At 70.6% G+C, this 23,787-nt stretch carries 21 protein-coding genes; 12 read left to right on the top strand and 9 right to left on the bottom strand.

All coding sequences use genetic code 11. The annotated features are described in order from the left end of the window. Positions 1-2 precede the first annotated feature (2 nt). On the bottom strand, positions 3-1,643 hold the full coding sequence (mhpA, locus tag D7W81_RS01140) for a bifunctional 3-(3-hydroxy-phenyl)propionate/3-hydroxycinnamic acid hydroxylase MhpA (protein ID WP_120553431.1): 1,641 nt from the start codon (positions 1,641-1,643) through the stop codon (positions 3-5). A 409-nt stretch (positions 1,644-2,052) separates the two neighbouring features. Here mhpA and D7W81_RS01135 point away from each other — a divergent pair, with 409 nt between their 5' ends. Continuing rightward, entirely contained in the window at positions 2,053-2,847 is a 795-nt protein-coding gene (locus D7W81_RS01135; RefSeq protein ID WP_147445302.1) for a class I SAM-dependent methyltransferase, read from the top strand. Positions 2,848-2,954: 107 nt separating this feature from the next. Then, complete coding sequence (locus tag D7W81_RS01130) at positions 2,955-3,155, top strand: hypothetical protein (RefSeq protein ID WP_120525317.1); 201 nt, start codon at positions 2,955-2,957, stop codon at positions 3,153-3,155. 67 nt (positions 3,156-3,222) lie between these two features. Here D7W81_RS01130 and D7W81_RS01125 read toward each other — a convergent pair whose 3' ends face one another. The 7 genes from D7W81_RS01125 to D7W81_RS01095 form a co-directional block, all read right to left on the bottom strand. After that, the gene (locus D7W81_RS01125) at positions 3,223-4,548 is read right to left on the bottom strand and encodes a cytochrome P450 (protein ID WP_120553429.1); all 1,326 of its coding nucleotides are present in this window, start codon (positions 4,546-4,548) and stop codon (positions 3,223-3,225) included. A gap of 105 nt (positions 4,549-4,653) precedes the next feature. Continuing rightward, on the bottom strand, positions 4,654-6,117 hold the full coding sequence (gene menE / locus D7W81_RS01120) for an o-succinylbenzoate--CoA ligase (protein ID WP_120553428.1): 1,464 nt from the start codon (positions 6,115-6,117) through the stop codon (positions 4,654-4,656). Between the two features lie 41 nt (positions 6,118-6,158). After that, positions 6,159-7,313 (bottom strand): o-succinylbenzoate synthase, encoded by a 1,155-nt coding sequence (gene menC / locus D7W81_RS01115; protein ID WP_120553427.1) that lies wholly within the window; start codon positions 7,311-7,313, stop codon positions 6,159-6,161. 9 nt (positions 7,314-7,322) lie between these two features. After that, positions 7,323-8,243, bottom strand: a complete 921-nt coding sequence (locus D7W81_RS01110) for a 1,4-dihydroxy-2-naphthoate polyprenyltransferase (protein ID WP_120553426.1) — start codon at positions 8,241-8,243, stop codon at positions 7,323-7,325. After that, positions 8,240-9,091: a 2-succinyl-6-hydroxy-2,4-cyclohexadiene-1-carboxylate synthase gene (gene menH / locus D7W81_RS01105; protein ID WP_120553425.1), complete on the bottom strand. Its 852-nt coding sequence runs from the start codon at positions 9,089-9,091 to the stop codon at positions 8,240-8,242. The genes D7W81_RS01110 and menH overlap by 4 nt, the downstream gene beginning before the upstream one ends. Then, complete coding sequence (gene menD, locus D7W81_RS01100; RefSeq protein WP_120553455.1) at positions 9,082-10,851, bottom strand: 2-succinyl-5-enolpyruvyl-6-hydroxy-3-cyclohexene-1-carboxylic-acid synthase; 1,770 nt, start codon at positions 10,849-10,851, stop codon at positions 9,082-9,084. Before menD ends, menH begins: the two co-directional genes overlap by 10 nt. Further along, on the bottom strand, positions 10,851-12,146 hold the full coding sequence (locus D7W81_RS01095; protein ID WP_120553424.1) for an isochorismate synthase: 1,296 nt from the start codon (positions 12,144-12,146) through the stop codon (positions 10,851-10,853). The genes menD and D7W81_RS01095 overlap by 1 nt, the downstream gene beginning before the upstream one ends. Positions 12,147-12,294: 148 nt before the next feature. Here D7W81_RS01095 and aroF point away from each other — a divergent pair, with 148 nt between their 5' ends. The 8 genes from aroF (at position 12,295) to D7W81_RS01055 (ending at position 20,473) form a co-directional block, all read left to right on the top strand. After that, the gene (gene aroF / locus D7W81_RS01090) at positions 12,295-13,191 is read left to right on the top strand and encodes a 3-deoxy-7-phosphoheptulonate synthase (RefSeq protein ID WP_279637793.1); all 897 of its coding nucleotides are present in this window, start codon (positions 12,295-12,297) and stop codon (positions 13,189-13,191) included. Next, positions 13,188-13,877, top strand: coding sequence for a bifunctional demethylmenaquinone methyltransferase/2-methoxy-6-polyprenyl-1,4-benzoquinol methylase UbiE (gene ubiE, locus D7W81_RS01085; RefSeq protein WP_120553423.1), 690 nt, complete (start codon positions 13,188-13,190; stop codon positions 13,875-13,877). Before aroF ends, ubiE begins: the two co-directional genes overlap by 4 nt. Next, positions 13,858-14,457 (top strand): shikimate kinase, encoded by a 600-nt coding sequence (locus D7W81_RS01080; protein ID WP_120553422.1) that lies wholly within the window; start codon positions 13,858-13,860, stop codon positions 14,455-14,457. Before ubiE ends, D7W81_RS01080 begins: the two co-directional genes overlap by 20 nt. Continuing rightward, a complete protein-coding gene (locus D7W81_RS01075) occupies positions 14,457-15,704 on the top strand; it encodes a shikimate dehydrogenase (protein ID WP_120553421.1) in 1,248 nt (415 codons plus the stop codon). Before D7W81_RS01080 ends, D7W81_RS01075 begins: the two co-directional genes overlap by 1 nt. Further along, positions 15,701-16,720, top strand: coding sequence for a chorismate synthase (gene aroC / locus D7W81_RS01070; protein ID WP_120553420.1), 1,020 nt, complete (start codon positions 15,701-15,703; stop codon positions 16,718-16,720). Before D7W81_RS01075 ends, aroC begins: the two co-directional genes overlap by 4 nt. After that, the gene (locus D7W81_RS01065) at positions 16,717-17,787 is read left to right on the top strand and encodes a 3-dehydroquinate synthase (RefSeq protein WP_120553419.1); all 1,071 of its coding nucleotides are present in this window, start codon (positions 16,717-16,719) and stop codon (positions 17,785-17,787) included. The genes aroC and D7W81_RS01065 overlap by 4 nt, the downstream gene beginning before the upstream one ends. Next, the gene (locus tag D7W81_RS01060) at positions 17,784-19,079 is read left to right on the top strand and encodes a 3-phosphoshikimate 1-carboxyvinyltransferase (RefSeq protein ID WP_120553453.1); all 1,296 of its coding nucleotides are present in this window, start codon (positions 17,784-17,786) and stop codon (positions 19,077-19,079) included. The genes D7W81_RS01065 and D7W81_RS01060 overlap by 4 nt, the downstream gene beginning before the upstream one ends. Before the next feature lie 86 nt (positions 19,080-19,165). Beyond that, the gene (locus D7W81_RS01055) at positions 19,166-20,473 is read left to right on the top strand and encodes a citrate synthase (RefSeq protein WP_120553418.1); all 1,308 of its coding nucleotides are present in this window, start codon (positions 19,166-19,168) and stop codon (positions 20,471-20,473) included. Positions 20,474-20,550: 77 nt separating this feature from the next. On the opposite strand, the gene D7W81_RS01050 is transcribed toward D7W81_RS01055, so the two are convergent. Next, positions 20,551-22,368, bottom strand: a complete 1,818-nt coding sequence (locus D7W81_RS01050; protein WP_208721107.1) for an AMP-dependent synthetase/ligase — start codon at positions 22,366-22,368, stop codon at positions 20,551-20,553. 95 nt (positions 22,369-22,463) lie between these two features. On the opposite strand from D7W81_RS01050, the gene D7W81_RS01045 reads away from it, so the two are divergent. Both D7W81_RS01045 and D7W81_RS01040 read left to right on the top strand, forming a co-directional pair. After that, positions 22,464-22,826 carry a hypothetical protein gene (locus D7W81_RS01045; protein WP_244226899.1) on the top strand — a complete coding sequence of 121 codons (363 nt, stop codon included), beginning with the start codon at positions 22,464-22,466 and terminating at the stop codon, positions 22,824-22,826. 129 nt (positions 22,827-22,955) lie between these two features. After that, complete coding sequence (locus tag D7W81_RS01040) at positions 22,956-23,744, top strand: bifunctional nuclease family protein (protein WP_244226898.1); 789 nt, start codon at positions 22,956-22,958, stop codon at positions 23,742-23,744. Positions 23,745-23,787: the final 43 nt, after the last annotated feature.

Raw genomic sequence — 23,787 nt, 5'->3', positions numbered from 1 at the left:
TCTCAGGCGCCGAGCTGCGCCGCGCGGCGTGAGCCGCGGCTGCCCCAACGGGTGAGCGGGCGGACGGCCCCCTTCAGCGCCGCGTGGACCTGCGAGACGTTGGCGCGGTTCGTGGCCGCGTAGACGTAGCGGTCCGGGCGGAGGACGACCAGGTCCGAGCCGTGCTGGGCGAACCACTCGCCCAGCTTGCCCTCCAGGTCCACCACCTCGCCGGAGCGGCCCGCGCCGGAGCGTGCCGCCGGAGCCACCGACAGCCACACGCCGCCGATGTCCTCCGCCATCGCCTTGGCGGCCTGCTGGACCTCCGCGGGCGCACCCGGCCGCGTCAGCACCGCGAAACGGTGGCCGATGACGTCATCAAGCGGGCGCTCCCCTTCCTCGCCGTGCTCCACGCGCGGCTGCGGGAAGAAGGCGCCTTCCGCGGCCTGCTTGGACTTGCCGCGCTTGCCGCCGAAGAGGAACCCTTCCGCGTGGAAGAGGTTCGGCTTCATCTTGTACTCGCGGATGAACGGGCCGGTGACGGGCATGTGGTACAGCAGCTTGATGAAGGCGTTGCGCGCGCGGGCCATGAAGGGGCCGCCCGACGCCAGCATCGAGCCCAGCGAATCCGACAGGCGCATCATCTCCGCGGCGTGCGGCCGGCGCTCCACCTCGTAGGTGTCCAGCAGCGACGCGTCCGCGGCGCCGCCCAGCACGTGCGCCAGCTTCCAGGTGAGGTTCGCCGCGTCGCGCAGGCCGGAGCACAGGCCCTGCCCCAGGAACGGCGGCATCAGGTGCGCCGCGTCCCCGAGCAGGAACACCCGGCCCACCCGCCACTTCTCCGCCATGCGGCTGTGGTAGGCGTAGAGGTTGACGCTCTTCACCTTCACGGAGTCCGGATCGATGAAGGGGGCGATGATGCTGCGCACGTACTCGGCGCTCTTCACGTACTCCAGGTCCTGCCCCGGCTTCACCACCGTGTCGAAGCGCATCTCGTCGTGCGCGGTGCGCGTCACGATGCCCACGCGCTCCGGGCCGCAGGGGTAGTAGGTGAAGTCCGGCGCGGACGACGCCGTCTCCACGGAGACGGCCAGCGCGTGCTCCAGCGCGGTGGTGCCCTCCAGCTTCAGGCCCAGCCGGCGGCGGATGCCGCTCTTGGCGCCGTCACACGCCAGCAGGTAGCGCGCGCGCACCGTCACGGTGCGGCCGTTGACGTTGTCCTTCACGCGCACCGACACGCCGTCGTCGTCCTGCATGAAGGACTCGACTTCGTGGCCGCGCCACATGGTGACGTGCGCGAAGCGCTCCAGGCCGCGGTGCAGCGCGGCTTCCATGCGGGGCTGGTTGAAGAGCGATCCGATGGGGTGGCCGTTGGGGCGCTCCACCTTGGTGAAGTCCACCTCGGCGAGCATCCGCATCTCGTCATCCACGTAGGTCATCTTCAAGCACGGGTGGAAGCCCGGCCCCAGTTCGCCCGTGAGACCGGCGGCCTGGAAGATGCGCTGCGCTTCGTCGTCCGCGTTGATGGCGCGGGACTGGGTGTGCGGGGTGGTCTCCTTCTCAATGACCACGGTGCGCAGGCCGTACTGCCCGAGCAGATTCGCCGCCATGGCCCCTACCGGGCCGCTTCCGACGACGATCACATCAACAGATTCCGGAGCCATTACTCCCTCCCGTTGTGTGCGAACTGATCCGTTTTGAAGCGTGCGACCGGACGACCGAAGCCCCCCTCGGTCGTAAGTAATAATACCTATAAACTCCGGCAACCCCACTCTGGATACGCTGTGGCAGCGAGATCCTGGCTGCCTGGCCCCCGAGTCAAAATCACCCGGGCTGGCCAATCCGACCGCCTGATAATCAAACGCACCCCTTGGGAAACCTTGCGGTGCGGAACATCACGCACGGTCGCTGTCTGGTTTTCTGACTGTGTTTTCCTGCAACACTTCAAAGTTTCGCGGCAGCGGCAGGAATGTGTGTGTATGCCCCTGGGGGGCGCCCCTTGTACGTGGCGCAGGACTGGGCGACAGTGCCGGAGTCACCCCCCCCCTGAGCCCCTTGGAGCGCCCAGCGATTATGCCCAGACTGCAACTTTTTGAATTGGAGGATCAGCCCTGGTTCCCGAAGGCGCTTCGCCGGGGGGTGACGGACTTCCTGGCGTACGTGTGGAGCCTGTCGGACGACCGCTATTCGGAGTTCGTGAAGCGGCTCAAGGGCGCGATGGCGGCAATGGGTGAGACGCAGCTCCTGGACATGGCGTCGGGCAGCGCGGGGCCGGTGCCGAAGCTGCTGGAGATGCTGGAGACGCAGGAGGGCTACAAGGCGACGGCGCTCCTGACGGACCTGTACCCGGAGATTTCCGCGTTCGAGAAGGCGAAGGCGGCGAACCCGGGGCGCATCGACTACGTGACGACGCCGGTGGACGCCACGGCGGTGCCGGCGACGTTCAAGGGCTTCCGCATCATGTGCAACTCGTTCCACCACCTGCCGCCGGACATGGCGCGCAAGGTGCTGGCGGACGCGGTCGCTCAGCGCCGGGGCATCGCCATCATGGAGCTGGTGGAGCGTCGCGGGCCGGCCATCGCGATGACGGCGGCGGCGCTGATCAACGTGCCGCTGACGACGCCGTTCATCCGCCCCGTGCGCGCGGACCGGCTCGCCCTCACCTACCTCGTGCCGCTCATCCCCATCGCGGCGGCGTTCGACGGCGTGGTGTCCTGTCTGCGCACCTACTCCGTGGAGGAGATGCGCGAGCTGACCCACGGCCTGTCGGACGACTACATCTGGGAGATCGAGCGGCTCACCAATCCGGGGAACCCCTTCGGCCTGATGATGCTCATCGGCCGACCTGCCAATCCCTCGCAGGCCTGAGAGGGTTGTCAGCGGGAGGTCACTGACGCCCCTGGCCAACGCGGGGCGTCGTGATTTCCGGGTTTGAAGGGGGTTCAATGGCCGCTCCTTCAACGAGGAGCAGGCTCATGGAATGGCTCGAATTCAAGCGCTGGTCACCCGAAGTCCAGCACGCGCTGGCACTGCAGGCGGCCCGGTTGGGTCAGACGGCGATGCACGCCGAGCCGCCGCGGCCGTCCGCCACGATGGTCGCCGCGCACCGCCTGTGCACGCTGCTGCGCCAGTACCCGCGCACCAACCCCTGGGGACACCCCGCGTCGGAGTGCTGAGACGCGGCTGAAGCACCCGACCCGTCCGTGGGGGCACCACGGGCGGGACGGGAGCCTGGGTGTGGCTTCAGCCCCCGGTGGGGGTCCACGTCACGCGCAGGTGCTGGATGGAGCGGATGGTCAGCGACTGCGTCATGCCGAAGTCCGGGTTCGCTTCCAGCCGCAGGTCCGGGAGCAGATCCAGCAGCAGGTTGGTGGCGATGATGGCCTCCAGCCGCGCGAGCGGCGCCCCGATGCAGAAGTGGATGCCCCGGCCGAAGCCCAGGTGCGTGGGGTGGTGCCGGGAGATGTCGAAGTGGTCCCCGTCCGCGAGCAGCGCGGGGTCACGGCTTCCGGACGCGTAGAGCAGGAGCAGCCGCGAGCCCTTGGGCAGCGCGACGCCCGCGAGCTCCACGTCTTCCGTCGTGGTGCGGATCATCCCGTGCGCCACCGAGTCGAAGCGCAGCGTCTCCTCGATGAGGTGCGGCACCAGCGAGCGATCCTCGCGCAGCCGCTGCCAGAGGCCGGGCTGGAGCAGCGCCTGCTTCCAGCACTGGGCGAGCAGCGCCGTCGTGGTTTCGTGGCCCGCGGCCAGCATGCTTCCGGCGATGGCGATGATCAGCTCCGGCAGCGTGAGCGCTTCGCCGTCCGCGTCGGTGGTGACCAGGTAGCTGATCAGGTCGTCGCGGGGCTCGTCGGTCCGGGCGCGGATGAGGCGGGCGACGTAGTGCTGGAAGGTGACCCAGCTTCGCGCGAGCGGCGGCTGTTCCTCCGCGGGGACGCGGGTGAAGATCATCCGGAAGAAGTCGTCGCACCAGCGCTTGATGTCCGCCATGTCCTCCTGGGGAACACCCACCATGCCCAGGATGACCCGCACGGGCAGCGGGTACGCGAACTGCGTCACCAGGTCCGCGTGGCCCTGCTGCGCGAAGGCGCGGATGAGCTCCTCTGAGACGGCGCGGATGGGGGCTTCCTGAGCGGTGATGCGCTGGGCGGAGAAGCCACGTCCCAGCAGCTTGCGCAGCCGGGTGTGCGCGGGCGGATCCGAGTTGATCAGGCTGTCCGCCAGGGGATAGCCCTCGGCGAGCACCGCGAGCGTCTGCGGGGACAGCACCGAGCCCATGTTGCCCAGGTCCGCCGACGAGTAGCGCGCCGGATCCTTCAGCACGTGGCAGATGTCGTCGTAACGGCTCACCAGCCACATCCCCAGCATGGGGTTGTAGCTGACGGGCGCGTCCCGTCTCAGCTGCGCGTAGAACGGATGCGGGTCCTCGACATGCGGCCCCGCGAACGGGTTGTACTGGGCGCCCAGATGGGGGCACTTCATGGCGGCTGGGGCCCGGCTGCCATGCGCGTCGACGTGGAGTGCTTCGGACTGCCCTTCCACCTTCACTGCTTCCACTGCGGTACTCACCGTGAGCTTCCTCTCAGGATCCCCCCACAGTGGAATATTATAGCCCAACCTGACAGGTCTTCTCAGCGAGTCCTGTGAACCCCACGCATCAACAAATCAGGGTTGTTAGGACCCTGGCTGATACGGGGGATGAGACAAGGCGTGTTTCCGGAGGACGGAGCGCTCGACCTTACTCATGGCGTTACGCGGCAAGGTTTCAATTGAAACAAACCAACCCGGCACCTTGAAGCGCGCGAGCGACTGGCGGCACCACGCGTCCAGGTCTCCGGGCAGGGCGTGGCCGGGACGCAGGACGACGAAGGCCACGGGGACTTCTCCCCAGTGCGGATCCGGCACGCCAACGACGGCGGACTCCAGGATGGCCGGGTGGTTGGCGAGGACGGCTTCGATCTCCGCCGGATAGAGGTTCTCCCCTCCCCGCACGATGAGGTCCGTGCGGCGCGACAGCAGGGTGAGGCGGCCCTTCGCGTCCAGGACGCCTACGTCGCGCGTCCGCAGCCAGCCGTCGTGGAAGGCCTCTCGCGTGGCATCGCGCTGGCGCCAATAGCGGGCCATGAGCGTAGGGCCCCGGACCTCCACGTCGCCTTCCTGTCCCTCACCGAGCGTCGTGCCGTCCGTCCCGACGATGCGGACCTGCAAGCCCGGCAGGGGCGGCCCCGCGGTGCGGCCATCCGCTTCACCGGGGCGCTCGGTGGTGACCTGGGAACAGGCCTCGGTGAGGCCGTAGGTCTGGAGGGCCGGGAGCCCCGCGGCGCGGGCCCGCGTGAGCAGCGCCGTGGGGACGGGCCCTCCGCCGATCAGCGCGCAGTGGAAGGTGCCGGGCAGCGTCCGGTCCTGCCTTGCGTCGAGGACCCGCTCCAGCGTGGTGGCGACGAAGCTGGCGTGGGACGCGCCCTCCGTGTCGATGGCGCGGTTGACCGCGTCCGCGTCGAAGCGCTCGTGAAGGAGGAGGCAGCCGCCCTCGTACGCGGTGCGCGTGAGCATGGCCAGACCGCCGACGTGGAACAGGGGCAGCGTGCCCAGCCAGCGCGGCGAGGCGTGCGCGCCCAGGTTCGCGGCGGAGGCCTGGCACGAGGCACGGAAGGCACCTTCCGTGAGCACGGCCCCCTTGGGCACTCCCGTTGTCCCGCTGGTGAAGAGGATGACCCGAGGCGTGTCCGCGTCCCAGGCCCGGGTGGGCTCGGGGCGCGCTGCAACGCCTTGGGGGAACGACTCCAGGGACTCCGCTTCGGGAAGCCGGTCGCGCAGGGCATGGAGCGCCAGGGTGAGCCGGGGCTCGACGGCGTCCAGCAAGGGGCGCAGCTCCGCCGGGGTGAGCCGGGCGTTGAGCGGCGCGAACACCGCGCCCAGGCGGCTCAGGGCCCAGAAGAGGAAGGTCACCGCCGGGTGGCTCGTGGAGAGCAGCGCCACGCGGTCCCCCTGCCCTATTCCGCGCGCGGCCAGCGCTTCGGTCCAGCGCGCCACCTCTTCGTCCAGCGACTGGAAGGTCCAGGTCTGTCCGGTGAAGCGCAGCGCTTCTGCTTCGGGATGCCGGCGCGCGCCTTCGCGGATGGGGCAGTCGTAGGTCATGGGCTGGCGTCTCCGTCAGTGGGGCTGCCGGAGCGCAGGGCTCAGCGGTCCCGGATGAAGTCCGGGTTCAGCCCCAGGCCGGGCAGGTCTCGCAACCGGATGAGTCCCCGGTGGGGTTGATACGGATGATCCCGAGGCTCGTCCGCGAAGAGCCGGCCCACGGCGAGCCCGGAGGCCAGCTCTCCCGACGGCAGCGCGGACGCCAGGTGCGCCGCGCCCGCGCGGGCCACCACGCCGTCGATGGAGCTGGTGACGAACGCGTGCATGCCCAGGTGGGCCGCTCGCAGCGCGACCACCATGGAGGGCAACAGCCCACCGAGCACCATCGGTTTGATCACCACCGCGCCCACCGCCGGACCGCCGCCCAGGTCCATCGTGAGGAGCGTGCGCACCGCCGTGGGCGTGGCCAGCGTCTCGTCCGCGGCGATGAGGCAGGGGGCGCGGCGCTGTACCCGCCACAAGGCCTGGAGGTCCTCGGGAGGCGTGGGCTGCTCCACGAGCTCCAGGTCGTACCAGCCCAGCCGATCCAGGGCACGGTTGGCTTCGGGCTCCGACCAGCCACCGTTCGCGTCCAGTCGCAGGCGCACGCGAGGGCCCACGGCGTCGCGCACGGCGCGCACCCGGGCTTCATCCGCGTCCAGCGACCGGCCCGCGACCTTCACCTTCAGCGTCTGGTAGCCCTCCTCCACCGCCGCTCGCGCTTCATCGGCCAGGGCCGCGGGGTCCTCCGCGCCCAGCAGCGCGTTCACCAGGACCTCCTGCCGTGCCTCCTCCGCGAGCAGCCAGCACAGGGGCACACCCTTGCGCTGGGCCACCAGATCCAGCAGCGCCAGCTCCAGGCCGTGCTGCGCGGCGGGAACGGGCTCCCCGGTGTCAATGAGGCGGATCCGCGCACCGCGCTGGCGCGACTCCTCACTGGCCGACGGCACGAGCGTGGCTTCGATGCCCTCGATGCTGTCCTCCAGCGACTGACCCTTGAGGGCGCTCAGCCACGCGCGCAGCACCGTGTGCGTCATGGCCAGCGGCTCCGTGCCGAACTCCGGCAGCGGCATTGCCTCGCCCTGCCCCACGCGGCCGTCCTCGTCCCTCACCCGCACGAGGAAACCCTCGCGCGTGGCGTAGGTGCCCCGGGCTGTCTTCAGCGGCCGGGCCAGCGTGAGGTGCAGCGGCGTGAGCGTCGCGTCGGTGATGCGCATGATGCCCCTTCAGCGCAGGTACAGCCCGACCGCGAACAGCAACCCGAACACCATCTGTAGCTTCGCCGTTCCACCCAGCGCGGGGTTGAGCGCCGCGCCCTCCGCCTTCAGCATCAGCTTCAGCGGCGGCACCACCAGCGGCAGGCTCAAGAGCGGAAGGAAGACCCAGGCGCTCGCGTACCCCCTGGCGAAGAGAACGAACGGCGTGACGTAGGAGGCCACCAGCAGCAGCACGTACTCCGCGCGGCCGAAGCCCTGGCCAAAGCGCACCGCCATCGTGCGCTTCCCGGCCTTCACGTCCGTCCTCGCGTCGCGCTGGTTGTTCACCACGATGAGGCACGTGCCGATGGCCCCCACCGGCACCGACGCCCACCAGGCCGCCGGCGCCACGAAGCCGGCCTGCACGTAGTACGTGCCGGTCACCGCGATGATGCCGAAGAAGATGAGCACGAACAGGTCACCCAGGCCGAGGTACGCCAGCGGAAACGGGCCCCCCGTGTACGCGTAGCCGCACACCAGCGACGCCACCCCGATGAACACGATGGGCCAGCCACCCACCGCCACCAGGTACAGGCCCACCAGCGTCGCCAGCGCGAAGCACGCGAGTCCGCCCAGCAGCACCGTGCCCGGCGCGATGAGCCCGCTCTGCGTCACCCGCTTGGGTCCCAGGCGCTCCTCGGTGTCCGCGCCCTTTTTGAAGTCGTAGAAGTCGTTGATGAAGTTGGTGCCGATCTGGATCAGCACCGCGCCCAGCAACGCCGCGAGCGCGGGCAACAGGCGGCCCACGCCATTGCCATACGCGAGCGCCGTGGCGACCAGCACCGGCACCGCGCCCGCCGTCAGCGTCTTGGGACGCACGGCCATCAGCCACGTCTTCAGCGTGGGCCGCGGAGGAGCCTCGACGGAGGGGTTGGTAGCCAGGGTTCTCACGAGTGGGACGCCTCTCGCGCCATGATGGCGGGTTCGAACTGCGGCGCTTCGTACCAGGGCGTCTGGAGGAACGAGAGCACTTCGCGCACGTACTCCTCCGGCGCCTCCAGGTGCGGGGCATGCGTGACCCCGGCGAACGCGCGACGCCACACCACCGGCAGCTCCGCCGCCATGCGCCGCGCCAGGGTCGTGAACTTCACGTCCTGCTCCCCGGTGAGCAGCAGCGTGGGCAGCCGCTGACGGTGCAGCTCCGGCCAGTAGTCCGGCTGCACGCCCAGGCCCAGCGTCTCCAACGCTCCGGCGAGCCCCTCCGCCGTGCACGCCTTGCGGCGCTCGCGCAGTGAGACCTGCTCCGGATCCGGCAGGCGGCGCAGCCCGTCGAAGAGCGGCAGCGCCTCCCACCGGTCCACGAAGGCGTCCACGCCCTTCGTGCGGAGGAAGTCCACGAGCTTCGCGTCCGCCTCACGCCGTTCGGAGCGCTCCTGGCGGCGGTGCAGGCCCGGGGAGCCGCTCTCCATGATGAGCCGGCCGAAGCACTCCGGTGCGCGCACCGCGGCAGCCAGCGCCACCCGCGCCCCCTGAGAGTAGCCGAGCAGATCCACATGGCCGCCCAGCTCGCGCGCCAGTTGGACCACCGCGTCCACCGTCTCCAGGAAGCCGTCGCGCCCTGTCTTGTCCGGCAGTGGCGTGCGGCCATGGCCGGGCAGGTCCACCGCCACCATGCGAACGGAGCGGCCAAGCAGCGGACGCAGGTGTCCGAACGAGGCGCCGCTGCCGGTGAAGCCGTGCAGCGCGAGGAGCGTATGGGGGCCTTCGCCCCAGGTGTCATAAGCGAGCGTCACGCCCATGGTCCTTCTCCCAGTGCGGCGGCCATCCGCGCGAAGAGGTGCCGGTGCGCATCCACGTTGGTGGTCCGGTCCACCTGGACCTCCACCAGGTGGAGGCCGCCCTCCAACCCGGTGCGCACCGCCGCACGCAGGGCCGCGGGCGTCGTGGGCCGCTCGAAGCGAGCGCCCGCGAGCGCCGCCGCGTGCGAAAGGTCCACGCCATGAGGCGTGCCGAAGAGGGTCTCGAACTCGTCCGGCTTCGCCACCTGCGCCAGCGGCAGGAAGGCGAAGATGCCGCCGCCGTCGTTGTTCACCACCACGACGGTCAGGGGCACGCGCGCCCGCGCCGCCGTGATGAGCCCGCCCACGTCGTGCAGGAGCGCCAGGTCGCCGGACAGCAGCACCGCGGGCCGTCCGGCGGCCGCGGCCATGCCCGCCGCGCTGGACACGATGCCGTCGATGCCGTTGGCCCCCCGGTTCGCCAGCACGCGCAGCGGCACGCCGCCGCCGTGGGCGAACGCATCCACCGCGCGGATGGGCATGCTGCTGGACACGAAGAAGAGCGCGTTCGCCGGCAGCGCCGCCACCACCTCGCGCGCCAGCCGGGGCTCGGTCAGCAGGCCGGACTGTTCGCCGAGCGCCGTCTCCAGCGCGTTGCGGGCCATCCGCTCCGCGTTCACGAAGTCCTGCGCCCAGCGGCCGGGGCCTCGTGACAGTCCTTCCGTCAGTGCACGGCACGCGAGCACCGCGCTGCCTTCCACCACCCGCGTGGCCCGGTGCATCGGGTCGTACAGCGCGCCCTCGTCGCTGAAGACGGTGATGTCCGCGCCGGAGGCGTCCAGCCACTGCTGCGGCGACTTGGGTGTCAGGCCTCCACCGAAGCGCAGCACCAGCTCCGGCGTGTGGCTCCGCGTGAACGGCTCATGGCGCAGGAGCGCGTCGTAGAGCGACACCGTGAGCGGACCGCCCCCGTAGCGCGCCTGGGACGTGGCCTCCGCGAGCACCGGGTAGCCCGTCGCCAGGCTCAGCGCGGAGATGGCCTCCGCGAAGCCGTCGTCCTCGTCGCGGGGACCACACAGGATGACGCCGCGTTCGGTGGCGGCGATGCGGGCCCGCACTGCGGCCAGCGCCTCCGCGTCCGGGGCCCGCGAAGGCTGCGCGATGCGGGTGATGGGCGCGTCCGTCCGCCCTTCCCTCGCGAGCACCGACAGCTTCTCCGCGCCGAAGTCCTGCGGGATGGGCGCCAGCGGTTCGCGGAACGGCACGTTGAGCTGCACGGCGCCCCGGGGAGCGCGGCACGCGGTGCTCACCGCGCGGGCGGCCGTGGCCCTCAGGTGCGCGAGGGTGGCGCTGTTCGCCTCCGGCATCCCGACGTCCGCGAACATCCGCGCGAAGTCGCCGTAGAAGCGAGCCTGGGGCACCGTCTGAGGCGCGCCCCAGCCCTGCAGCTCCAGCGGACGGTCCGCCGTGAGGATGATCAGCGGCACCTGGGCCATGGCCGCTTCGATGACGGCCGGGTAGAAGTGCGCGCCCGCGGAGCCGCTCGTCGCCACCAGCACCACCGGCTGACGCGACTGCTTCGCCATGCCCAGCGCGAAGAAGCCCGCGCTCCGCTCGTCGATGACGGACCAGACGCGCAGGCCCGGCGTGTGCGCGCACGCGAGCGCCAGCGCCGACGAGCGGGAGCCCGGACACACCACCGCGTGCCGCACGCCGCCCCGCACCAGCTCTTCCAGCAGCGCACGCGACCACAGCACGTTCAGGTTGGCGTCCTGGGACATCACCGGCCCCCCAGCGCGCGCAACATGGCCAGACTCTTCATCTCCGTCTCCCGCCACTCGGACTCCGCGCTGGATCCCGCGACGATGCCCGCGCCCACGAAGAGCCGGGCCTTCGCCCCGCGCACCAGCGCGGAGCGCAACGCCACCACCAGGTGCGCGCGTCCGGGGCCCACCCAGCCCACCGGCCCCGCGTACCAACCCCGGTCCAGCGACTCGTGCTCCACCAGGAATGACAGCGCACGCTCGCGCGGCGTGCCACCCACCGCCGGTGTGGGGTGCAGCGCGGTGACGACGCGCGCGGTGTCCACCCCGTCCGCCAGCTCCGCGCGGATGCCCGTGCGCAGGTGCACCACGTTCTTCAGCGCGAGCACCGACGGCTGCGCGTCCGCGGACACGCTCGCCGCCACGGGCGTCAGGGCCTGGAGGATGTAGCGCACCACCGCGTCATGCTCGCGCCGGTCCTTGTCGCTCGCGTCCAGCGCCTCCGCGCCGCCCGGCGCCGCGGACCCCGCGAGCGCTTCCGTCTCCAACCGCCGCCCGTCCACCCGGCACAGCGTCTCCGGCGTCGCGCCCAGGAAGCCCGTGCCGTCCGGCGCGCGGAAGAGGAACGTCGCGCAGCGCGGGTTCTGCTCGCGCAGCCGCGCCAGCACATCCACCACGTCGAAGGGCGCTGGCCCTTCCGCCTCCAGCGCCCGCGCCAGCACCACCTTGTGCAGCTGGCCCGCGCCAATGGCCTTCACCGCGCGGTCCACCAGCGCCTCGAAGTCCGGCCGCGACGAAGCCGTGCGCAGCGCCACCGGCTCGCCCACCGGGTGGCGGTAGGCCGGAGGGAAGGACGCCCGCACGCGCTCCAGCCGCGAGCGCACGAGGTCCTCCGCGCCCGGCCCTTCCGGCGCGAAGACCGCGACCGCCAGCGCGTTGCCCTCGCGCCACACCAGCACCTCCGGCAGCGTCCAGCGCGCCAGTCCATGCGAGCGCCACGCGCCGTCCACCGGCTGCGTCGGACTGAAGCGCATGCCGCCGAACCAGGGACCGGGCAACTGAGGGGCCTGCGCGTCCAGCCACCGCACGCTGTCGTGTCCGAGCGTGCCCAGCACCGCCGGCAACTCGCCCGGTGCATGCGCTTCGAGGACACCCGCCTCACCCCATCCCGCCACCGCCTCGCATGCCACCGGCCGCTCCCAGTACACGGAAGGGACGCCGAGGCTGCCCGCGCCGGCCAGCGGATCCACTCCGGCCAGAGGCATCATCCCGGCGACCCATCGCGGGCCCTCAGCGGGACTGAGCGGCGTCATCAGCCATTCTCCTGCACCTCGGGGGATGCGAGTGACATCACCTTCGATTGTCTTCTAAGCGATCTCGGCTATACATGCACCAAGGAGTTCAAAACCGCTTGAACTCCATGGAATTCAAATTCGCGTAACTCCAGCGAAGGGAGCCGCCGTGGGAGGCCAGCAACCAGAGGACCCAGCCGGGCGGCGTGACCCGGGTGCACACCGCGTCCTGCGCGCGGTGCGTCCAGAGGGCACCCGCGTGCAGGTGGGCGGCGTGGAGGTGGGCGGGCCCGGCTTCGTGGTGATGGCGGGGCCGTGCGCGGTGGAGGGCGCGGAGCAGCTGGAATCGGCGGCCCGCGCGGTGGCGCAGGCGGGGGCGCACCTCTTGCGCGGCGGCGTGTTCAAGCCGCGCACCAGTCCGTACGCGTTCCAGGGCATGGGGGAGCCGGGGCTGAAGCTGTTGGTGGACGCAGGCCGGCGTCACGGCCTGCCCATCATCAGCGAGGTGATGGAGACGGAGCAACTGCCCCTCATGGCGGAGCACGCGGACATCCTCCAGGTGGGCGCGCGGAACATGCAGAACTTCGGGCTGCTGCGAGCGCTGGGAAGGCTGCGCAAGCCGGTGCTGCTCAAGCGAGGGCTGTCCGCCACGGTGCAGGAGTGGCTCAGTGCCGCCGAGTACATCCTGGCGGGCGGCAACGAGCAGGTGCTCCTGTGCGAGCGCGGCATCCGCACGTTTGAAACATCGATGCGAAACACGCTGGACCTGGCCGCGGTGGCGTGGGCGAAGGAGCGCACGCACCTGCCGGTCATCGTGGATCCGTCGCACGCCACGGGCATCCCGTCGCTGATTACACCCATGTCGCTGGCGGCGGCGGCCTGCGGGGCAGATGGTCTGTTGATTGAAGTCCACCCCCGGCCGGAGCAGGCGCTGTGCGACGGTCAGCAGGCGATGTCGCCCGGGGATTTCGCTACGTTGATGCAACGGCTGCCGGGCGTGCTCGCCGCGGTGGACCGTCACCTTTGGACGCCGGCGGCGCCGGCACAGATCGCGGGGGCGCGATGAGCACCGAAGTCCGTCAGATGTTCTCCTCCATCGCCACGCGCTACGACGTGACGAACGAAGTCCTCTCCTTCGGCATCCACCGGCTGTGGCGGCGCACGGCGGTGAAGCTCAGCGGCGCGAAGGAAGGCAGCCAGGTGCTCGACTGCGCCACCGGCACGGGTGACCTGGCGCTGTCGTTCAAGCGCAAGGTGGGCACCACGGGCCGCGTGGTGGGCACGGACTTCTGCCCGGAGATGCTGGAGAGCGCGCCGGCCAAGGCGGCCAAGGCGGGGCTGGAGGTGGAGTTCCAGGTGCAGGACGCCATGGCGCTCACGCTCCCGGACAACAGCTTCGACGTGGCGTCCATCTCCTTCGGCATCCGCAACGTGGATGATCCGGTGAAGTGCCTCCAGGAGATGGCGCGCGTCGTGCGCCCCGGGGGCCGCGTGGTGGTGCTGGAGTTCGGCCAGCCCACGGGTCCGTACGGCGCGCTGTTCCGCTTCTACAGCAAGACGGTGATGCCTGCGATTGGCGGCCTGCTCACGGGCAACCGCGCGGCGTACCAGTACCTGCCCCGCACCGCCGCGGCCTTCCCCGCCGGCGAGCGCTTCCTCTCCCTGATGGACCAGGCCGGCGCCTACTCCGAGCGCGCCGCCCACCCCCTGCTGTTTGGAACCGCCTACGTCTATGTCGGCACCGTCCGTTGAAGCGCGACGCCTCCTTGTCTCGCAGGTCGTCGCGTCCGTAGACCCCAGGCTTCAGCAGGCGCTCCAGGGGGCCCTCGCGTCCCCGGGGCCCTGCCCCCACCCGGTGGGCGCGCAGACCGTCGTCATCGCCGGGCACCGCGCCGCCGGAAAGACGCGCCTGTTGCCGCTCGTCTCGAAGCTGCTCGGGCGGCCCGGGCTGGACCTGGACGCGGAGCTGGAGCGCCGGCACGGGCGCCCGCTTCGCACCTGGGTCGCGGAGTCCCCCACCACCTTCCGCGCCGCCGAGCGTGAGACGCTGGGCCTGCTGCCCCCGGGCAGCGTGGTGGCGGTGGGTGGCGGCTTCCTGTCGCATCATCCGGAAGCGCTCGCGGGGCACTTCACGCTCGTGGTCCCCGTCACCTTCGACACGTACCGCGAGCGGCTGACGGCGGACACCACGCGCCCGCGGCTGCGCACGGATGTGTCGTTGGAGGAGGAGCTCCACTCGCTGTTCCACGAACGCGAGGCGCTGCACGCCCGCGTCCCCACCATCTCCCTGGCGGACTTCCTCCGGGGCTGTCTTGCCCAGGAGCCCGAGTGATGGCCACCCGGCGCATCATCACCCTGCCCCCCACCCTCACCGGCGCGGACGCCGTGGCCTTCGCGCGTGACGGCCTCCAGCGCGGCGCGGACGTCATCGAGGTGCGGACCGACCTGCACGCGCCCGGCGACATCGACCCGGACGCGCTCGCCCGCGTGATGCCGCTGCTCGTCTCCGAGCGGGGCAAGCCGCTGCCCGCCCCGTGGGTCCAGGCCGCGTGGCGCGTGGACCGCGACGTGGAGCGTGCGCAGGACATGGATGCGCCCCCGGGCAAGCTGCTCGCGTCGCACCACGCGGAAGGGCCGCTGACGACGGCGGAGGCGCTCAAGCGCTGGTCCCGCCCCATCCCGCCGGATGCGCTGGTGAAGCACGTGGAGCCCATGGACGGGCCCGCGCACCTGGATGTGCTGCTGGAGACGCAGGCCCAGCTGGCCCTGCGCTTCGGCGCCGAGCGCGTCACCGTGCTGGGCATGGGGCCTGTCGCCATCCCGGCGCGCGCGGTGCTCTCGCGCAGGAACGGCCTGGAGTACGTGGCCATGGGCGGCCCGTGGACGGCGGCCCCCGGACAGCGCCTGCTGGACGACGTGGTGCGCGAGCACCGCAAGGCGAAGGATCCGCACGCGCCGCGCCTGGGCATCCTCGGCACGTCCATTCCCCACTCGCGCTCGCCGCGGATCCACCGTCAGCCGTTTGATCGCATCGACCTGGCGGAGGACGCGCCGGTGGAGGCGGTGGTGGACGCGATGCTGCCGCACTACGCGGGCTTCGCCGTGACGAGCCCGTTCAAGATGCGGCTCGCGAAGCACACGGGCTCGTCGCTGGACGCCATCAACACGCTGGTGCGCCGGGGCTCGCGGTGGGAGTCCTTCAACACCGACACGGAGGGCGCCCGCGCGGTGCTGGAGCGGCTGGGCGCGAAGGACGTGGCGGTGCTGGGCGACGGTGGCTCAACGCAGGCCCTGCGGCTGGTGGCCGCTGAACAGGGACGTGCCCTCAGGGTCGTGCGGCGCGCCGAGATTCAAACGCCTCTGTCGGGGGATTGGGTCTGGACGTGGCCAGACCGGGTGACTCCGCCTGAAAACCTGAGATTCCAGGGGGCACGCGTGGCGGTGATCGCATACGGTGCACCCGGCCGGCGCGTCGCCGCGGAGATCGTTCGCCGCGGGGGCACCCCTCTCCTGCTCGGTGCGGCGTGGTTCGTCGCCCAGGCCCGGCGGCAGCGACAACTCTGGGAAACGGCGACATGAATACCTTTGGCACCCTCTTCCGGCTGACCACCTTCGGTGAAAGCCACGGCCCCGCGCTGGGCTCCGTCATCGACGGCTGCCCCGCGGGCGTTCCGCTCACGCGCGACATGCTCCAGGCGGCGTTGGATCGCCGGCGTCCCGGGCAGTCCGCGCTCGTCACGGCACGCAACGAACCGGACACGGTCGAAATCCTGTCCGGTGTCTTCGAGGACAAGACGCTGGGCACGCCCATCGCGGCCATCGTGCGCAACACGAACCAGCGCTCGCAGGACTACAACCAGCTGGCCTCCGTGGACCGGCCGGGCCACGCGGACGCCGTGTGGCGTGAACGCTACAAGCACCGCGACCACCGGGGCGGCGGCCGCACCAGCGGACGCGAGACGCTCTGCCGCGTCATCGGCGGCACCATCGCGGAGGCGTACCTCGCGCGCGACCTGCCCTCGCTGAGCACCGTCGCCTACGTCTCCCAGGTGGGTGAACTGGTCGCTTCCGTGCCCGCGCCGGGCCTCACCCGCGCGATGGTGGACGCGCACGCCACGCGCTGCCCGGACACCTCCGTGAACGAGGAGATGTCCCGCCGGATCCTCGCCGCGAAGGAGGCAGGGGACAGCCTGGGTGGCGCCATCGACGTGCGTGTGGAGGGCCTGCCCGTGGGTCTGGGCGAGCCCATCTTCGGCAAGCTCAAGGCGCTCATCGCGCAGGCGCTGGGCAGCATCGGCGCCGTCACCGGTGTCGTGTGGGGCCCGCCGGATCTGCTCCTGCGCATCGGTCAGCCCGGCAGTGTGTTCCACGCCGTGAAGGACGCGTACGGCGGCATCCAGGGTGGGCTCGCCAACGGTGAGCCCATGCAGGTGCGCGTCTTCTTCAAGCCCCCCGCGACGCTCGCGGATCACGCCAAGGGCGGCCGTCACGACCCGTGCATCATGCCCCGCGCCGTCCCGGTGCTGGAGGCCATGGTGTCGCTCGTCATCGCCGACCTCGTCCAGCACCTCAACGCCCGCCCCCACTCCGCATGAGCCCGCTTCCTCCCGGTTCCTACCGTCCCCCGGCCGACCGCTGGGGCTCCTTCACGAAGCTCGTCGCGAAGCTGCCCGAGGGCAGCGTCGCCGTGGTGGACCGCACCGTCGCGCGCTTCCACCCCACGCTCCTCCCCGCCATCGTGGCCCGCAAGCCGCGCGCCATCATCCAGCTGGTCGGCGGTGAGCGCGCCAAGAGCCTCATCTCGCTGCAGAAGGTTCTCGCGGGTGGCATCTCGCTGCCGCGCTCCGGCACGCTCGTCGCCGTGGGCGGTGGCACCGTGGGCGATGTCGCCACCGTGGCCGCGCACCTGCTCAAGCGCGGCGTGCGGCTGGTGCAGGTGCCCACCACGCTGCTCGCGGCGGTGGACAGCAGCCTGGGCGGCAAGGGCGCGGTGGACCTCGTGGTGCGCGGCCGCGTGGTGAAGAACCCCGCGGGCGTCTTCCACTACGCGGATGAAACCTGGCTATGCCCGGAGCTGTACGCCACGCTTTCCGACTCGCAGGTGCGCGAGGGCTCCATCGAGGCGTGGAAGATGGTCGCGTCGCTGGATGCGTCCCTCTTCAAGCGCTACGTGCGCACGCCGCCGCCGCTGGAGAAGCTGGTGAAGGACGCGCGCGGCCTGAAGGAAGGCGTCTGCGCGAAGGACCCCTACGAGCACCAGGGCCTGCGCCGCGTGCTCAACTTCGGCCACACCTTCGGCCACGTGCTGGAGAGCCTGTCCCGCTTCAAGCTGTCGCACGGCGACGCGGTGGGCCTGGGCATCCTCTGGGCCCTGGACGTGGGCCGGCACCTGGGCATCACCCCGGAGCCGGTGGCGCATGACGTGGAGCGCGCGCTGGCGCGAGGCCCGGGCGTGCTGGGCCGCGACCGCGCCGCGGAGCTGGCCCACCGCGCGTCGTTGAAGGACGTGGTCGCGCTCCTGGACGCAGACAAGAAGGCCGGCGCGAACGGCGAGCTGCGCATGGTGCTGCTCACCGCCGTGGGCACCGCCGAAGTCGTGGATGTGATGCCGAAGACGTGGCGGGCCCTGTGGCCCGCCTGGACCCGTGGAGCCCGCCCTTGAGCCACGCCTCGCCGAACCGCCTCACCGTCGACCCGAGCGCCTTGAGCGCCTCACCGCTCACCCCGCCCGTGTCGAAGTCGGACGCCCAGCGAGCCCTGGTGTTGGGACACCTCACGGGCGCCTGGCCGTTGCCGTCGGTGCAGGCGGAATCGGACGAGGACCTCCCCGCGGACGTGCGCGTGCTGCGCCGGGGCGTGGAGGCCCTGCGCCTTCCCCCCGGTCCCGTGCGCGACGTGGACTGCGCGGACGGTGGCGCCCCTTTTCGCATCCTCGTGACCCAGGCCGCGGTGACGCCCGGCGCGCGCGTGCGCTTCACCGGCACGCCCCGCCTGGGCGAGCGTCCGCACGGCCCGCTCTTCACCTCGCTGAAGGAAGCCCTGGGCCCCGCGGGCCTGACGCTCACCGAAGGCACCCCGTGGCCGGTGGAGCTGCACGCGCCCCAGGACACGGCGAAGCTCGCGCCGGTGTTCCGCGTGCCGGGCGCGCAGAGCAGCCAGTACGCCTCCAGCCTGCTCCTGGGCTGCGCGGAGCGGTTCCTGCGGGAGAAGCGCGCGTGGAGCGTCCAGATTGAAGGCCCGCTCACCAGCGCCGGCTACATGGACCTCACGGTGGCGTGGCTGCGCCGCTTCGGCTTCACCGTGGAGCAGTCCGAAGGTCACTATTCGGTCACGGCCTATCAGGCGCCCGAATCCGTCCCATCACTGCCGGGCGACTGGTCCTCCCTGGGCTATCTGGTGCTCATCGCCTGGCGCACGGGCGGCACGGTGGAGCGCGCGGAGCCCGAAAGTGCCCACCCGGACCAGGCGATCCTCCGGCTGGTCGCTGACGTGGGCTTGAAGAGGATCCCCGCGGGCGCGCCCAACACGTGGCGCTTCGGGGGAGAAGCCACGGGCGAGCTGCGCGCCACCGGCAAGGAGTGCCCGGACCTGCTGCCCACGCTGGCGGCGCTCGCGTGCGTGCTGCCCAGGCCCACCACGCTCCTGGACGTGGGCATCCTGCGGGTCAAGGAGAGCGACCGCCTGGAGGGAATCCGCACGTTGGTGGCGGCCTACGGCGGCACCACGGAACTGTCGGCCGGAGCCGACAGTGAGACGCTGCGCATCCTCCCGCCGAAGGCGAAGCCCGCGCGCTTCGCCATGGACAGCCGGGGTGACCACCGCCTGGCGATGTCAGCGGCCACCCTGTGTGTGCTGTCCGGGGTGCCTCTGGATCTGACGGGGCCGGAGTGCGTGGAGAAGAGCTTTCCCGGCTTCTGGCGGCAGCTCGCGCGCGCCGGAGTCCGCTATTCCTGAGCGGGACGCCGGACCGGAAACTTCGCCTCTAGGACTTATCGTTCTTTTTTGTTGAAAGCGTCCGCCGCCCTGTGAAATCTCCGCCCATGCCCAAGGACACGCTGACCGTCACCGACAATCGGACCGGGAAGACGTACGAGATCCCGATCGAGAACGGCTGTATCCGCACCCCCGACCTGCGCCAGATCAAGACCGGCAGCGATGACTTCGGTCTGATGGGTTACGACCCTGCGTTCCTGAACACGGCGAACTGTAAGAGCGCCATCACCTTCATCGACGGTGACAAGGGCATCCTCGAGTACCGCGGCTACCCCATCGAGCAGCTCGCGGAGAAGTCCTCCTTCCTGGAGGTGGCCTACCTGCTGCTGAAGGGCGAGCTGCCCACGCAGAAGGAGCTGGAGAACTTCACGTTCAACGTGACCCACCACACGCTGGTGCACGAGAACATCAAGTCCTTCATCGACGGGTTCCGCTACGACGCGCACCCCATGGCCATGCTGGGCTCCACGGTGGCGGCGCTGTCCGCGTTCTACCCGGACGCGAAGAACATCAAGGACGCGCGCAGCCGTGAGATCCAGATCACGCGCCTCATCGCGAAGATGCCCACCCTGGCCGCGTTCTCCTACCGGCACGCGATGGGCCTGCCGTTCGTCTACCCGGACAACGACCTGTCCTACGTCGCCAACTTCCTGGCGATGATCAAGCGCATCGGCACGAGCGCCTTCAAGGTGCACCCCACGCTGGAGAAGGCGCTGGACGTGCTCTTCATCCTGCACGCGGACCACGAGCAGAACTGCTCCACCACGTCCGTGCGCACGGTGGGCTCCTCGCAGGTGGACCCCTACTCCGCGGTCGCCGCGGGCGTGGGCGCGCTCTACGGCCCGCTGCACGGCGGCGCCAACGAGGCGGTGCTCCGCATGCTCCGCGAGATTGGCAGCAAGGCCAACATCCCGGAGTTCATCAAGCAGGTGAAGGGCGGCGAGGGCGAGAAGAAGCTGATGGGCTTCGGCCACCGCGTCTACAAGTCCTACGACCCGCGCGCGAAGGTCATCAAGCGCGTGGCGGACGAGGTCTTCGACGTGACGGGCAAGAACCCGCTGCTGGAGATCGCGCTCGAACTGGAGCGCATCGCGCTCGAGGACGAGTACTTCGTGAAGCGCAAGCTGTACCCGAACGTCGACTTCTACTCGGGCCTCATCTACGAGGCGATGGGCTTCCAGGCGGAGATGTTCCCCGTCCTGTTCGCCATCCCCCGCACGGTGGGCTGGTGCGCGCAGTGGGAGGAGATGGTGACGGACAACGAGCAGAAGATCGCCCGTCCCCGTCAGGTCTTCACCGGCGCCGCGCGCCGCGACTACGTGGCCCAGGACAAGCGCACCAGCGGCGGCAAGTAGTCACCGCGGGCGGTAACAGCCACTGAAGCACGAAGGGGCGCGGGACTCAGGTTCGAGTCCCCCGCCCCTTTCGCTTTCTATCCGTGGGCGGCGTGCGCCCCGGGCTCGCTGTAGAGCGCTTCAATGGCGTCCGCGTACTTCTGCTCCACCACCTTGCGGCGCATCTTCATGCTGGGCGTGAGCTCCCCACCGTCGATGGAGAACTCCCCCGGCAGCACGCGGAAGCGCTTGATGGTCTCGAAGCGCGACAGCTTCGGGTTCACGTCCCGCTCGAAGGCCTCGTGCAGGTGCTGCTGGAGCCGCGGGTCCTTCACCAGCGTGGCCACGTCCTCCGGCCAGCCCTTCTCCCGCGCCAGCTTCCGCACCCGGTCCGGCTCCAGCGTCACCAGCGCCACCAGGTAGTTGCGCCTGTCCCCCACGACCAGCGCGTGGCCCACGGGGGACACGGCCTTGAGCAGCTCCTCGATATTGGCAGGGGACGTCTTCTTGCCGCCGGAGGTGACGATGATCTCCTTCTTGCGCCCGGTGATGCGCAGGAAGCCCTCCGAATCCAGCTGCCCCACGTCCCCCGTGTGCAGCCACCCGTCCGCCAGCAGCTCCTGCGTGGCCTCCGGGTTGCGGTGGTAGCCCAGGCACACGTTGCCGCCCTGGACGAGGATCTCCCCGTCCTCCGCGATGCGCACCTCCACGCCCAGCATGGGGCGGCCCACCGTGCCCAGGCGGGCGCATTCCGCCGTGCTCACCGTGGCGGGGCCGGACACCTCCGTCATGCCCCAGACCTCCAGGAGGACGACGTCGATGGAGGCGAAGAAGTCCAGCACGTCCCGGCCAATGGGGGCCGCGGACGTGGAGAACAGCTTCGCCTTCTCCAGGCCGATGCGCGTCTTCAACGGCTGGAACACCAGCCGCTGGGCCAGCGCGAACTTGGCCTCCATGAACGACGGCACGCGCTCCTGGCTCAGGATGCGCGTGTTGCGCTCCAGCGCCGTGGCGCGGGCCCACTCCACCAGCCGGCGCTTCAGGGGCGGCTGCGCGGCCAGCCCCTCCTCCGCCTTCGTCTTGAACTTCTCCCAGACGCGCGGCACCGCGAAGAAGACGGTGGGGCGCACCTCCGTGAGGTTCCTGCCCAGCGCGTCCAGCGAGTCCGCGAAGTACACCTGCGTGCCCAGCAGCAGCGGGCTGTGCAGGGAGACAATCTGCTCCGCGATGTGCGACAGCGGCAGGTACGACACCAGCCGCTCGTCCTCCATGTCCTGGAAGCCCATGGTGTCGCCCAGCTGCTTCGACGTCCAGGCGAGGTTGCGGTGGCTCAGGGCCACGCCCTTGGGCTGGCCGGTGGTGCCGGAGGTGTAGATGAGCGTGGCCAGCGCGTCCGGGTGGAGCGCGTGGACGCTGTCCCAGTAGGGGGCCTCGTCCTGCTTCGCGCCGGAGGCCAGCACGTCCGCGTAGCGCAGCACGCCTTGCGGCAGGGGCGTGGGCGCGTCCACGACGAGCAGGTGCTTGAGCGCGGGCAGCCGCTTCTGGACCTCCAGCGCGGTGGCCAGGTGCTTCGCGTTCTCCACCAGGAGGAAGCGCGCCTCGCAGTGGCCCAGGATGTAGACGAGCTGCTCCACGCTGCTGGTGGTGTAGAGCCCCACCGGCACGCCGCCCAGGGCCATGGCCCCCAGGTCCGCGACGTGCCACGCCTCGCGGTTGAAGCTCAGGATGCCCAGCGGGTCGCCTTCCTGGAACCCCAGCGCGTTCAGCCCCAGGGCGAAGCGCTTGACGCGCTGGGCATAGTCGAACCACGAGGTGGGCACATAGGCGCCTCCATGGCGGGACCAGAGTGCCGGGCGGTGTTCCAGCCGCGCGGCCTGGTCATGGAGCGCATGCAGCATCGTCTTGGGCAGGTCCATCCGACGGAACGTAGTGGAAGCTCCCTGCCCGTTCCACGTCCCCCCGTCTCAGTCGTTGACAGCATGTTCACCGGCTTTGTATGCCGCGCCCGACCATGAGCATCGACTTCACCTGCCAGAAGTGCGAGGCCAGCTTCGAGTTGGAAGCCCAGGACCTCATCGAGGGGACGGAGAAGATTGTCTGCCCCCACTGCGACGCGAAGGCGCCCGCGAACCTCAGCGAGGACTTCGTCGCCGCGCTCACGGAGATGCGCGCGCAGATCGCCATCCTGAGCAAGAAGTTCGCGGTGACGATGACGCTCGAGGCCGAGGAGCTGGAGGACGAACTCGACGACGAGGAGGAGGACGAAGAGGAGTCCGACGAGGACGACGACGACGAGGATGAAGACGAGGACGACGAGGACTCCGACGACGAAGAGGACTACGACGACGAGGAGTCCGGAGAAGACGACCGCTAGTCGTCTCGCGCACTCTCTTCCCGCCTGCCCGCCCGCCCTCCAACCGGGTGGGCCAGGGCCCGGGGGCCGCTCGCGGTAGCACGGGGGCGGCGCCCTCCCGGTGAAGGGGGAGGTGCGTAGCTTAGGGATGTGAAAACGTCCAACCGCGCCAATTTCTTCGTCGCTCCGTTCACGGCCGTGGTGCTGGCGCTGGGGGGAGCGTTGTTCCTTCCCGCGTTCGGGATACCCGGCGCCATCGCCGCCTCCGAAACAGCGGAAGCGAAGAAGGAGAAACCCTGCCTCACCGAGAAGGGCAGTGATCCGAAGGCCTGCTCGGAGCTGGTGGAGTTGGAGGTGAAGGACGTGGTGCCCTTGCTGGAGGCGCAGACGCACGCCGTCGTGCTGACCACCAAGGACGGGCAGACGGTGCTCCCGCTCTTCGTGGACGAGGGCGCGGCGGTCTCCATCGCCTTCCGCCTCGCGGAGCGCCCGCCCCCGCAGCCGCTGTCGCAGGACCTGCTGGACGACGTGGTGTCCAAGCTGGGCGGCAAGGTGACGGAGGTCCGCATCGACGACCTGCGCGACAACGTCTACTCCGGCCGCGTCTTCCTGCAGCAGGGCAAGAAGGAGCTGGCGCTGGACGCCCGCCCCTCGGACTCCATCGCCATGGCCATGCACAGCCAGGCCCGCATCCGCGTGACGCGCAAGGTGCTGGCGCTGGCGGGCATCACCCGCGCGGAGATTGAAGCCCTCCAGAAGCAGCAGGACCTGGGCGTGGGCGGCAGCGGCCACGGCGAGGACATGGGTCCCCTGCCCCCGCCGCCTCCCATGGGCCCCAGCGCCGGCCACCCGAAGCCGCCCTCGGAGGACATCGGCATGGACCAGGCCGTCCAGCCGCTGATGGAGCCCATGGGCAAGGGTCAGGAGATCGACCTCTAGCCGCCTCAAGGCACCGCCCTGAAACGATGAAAGCCCGGCCCCC

Origin of the sequence: Corallococcus aberystwythensis (assembly GCF_003612165.1) — a bacterium.
GTDB lineage: Bacteria > Myxococcota > Myxococcia > Myxococcales > Myxococcaceae > Corallococcus > Corallococcus aberystwythensis.
The sequence above is the reverse complement of the archived record's forward strand: the minus strand, read 5'-3'. Positions and strand labels throughout refer to the sequence as shown.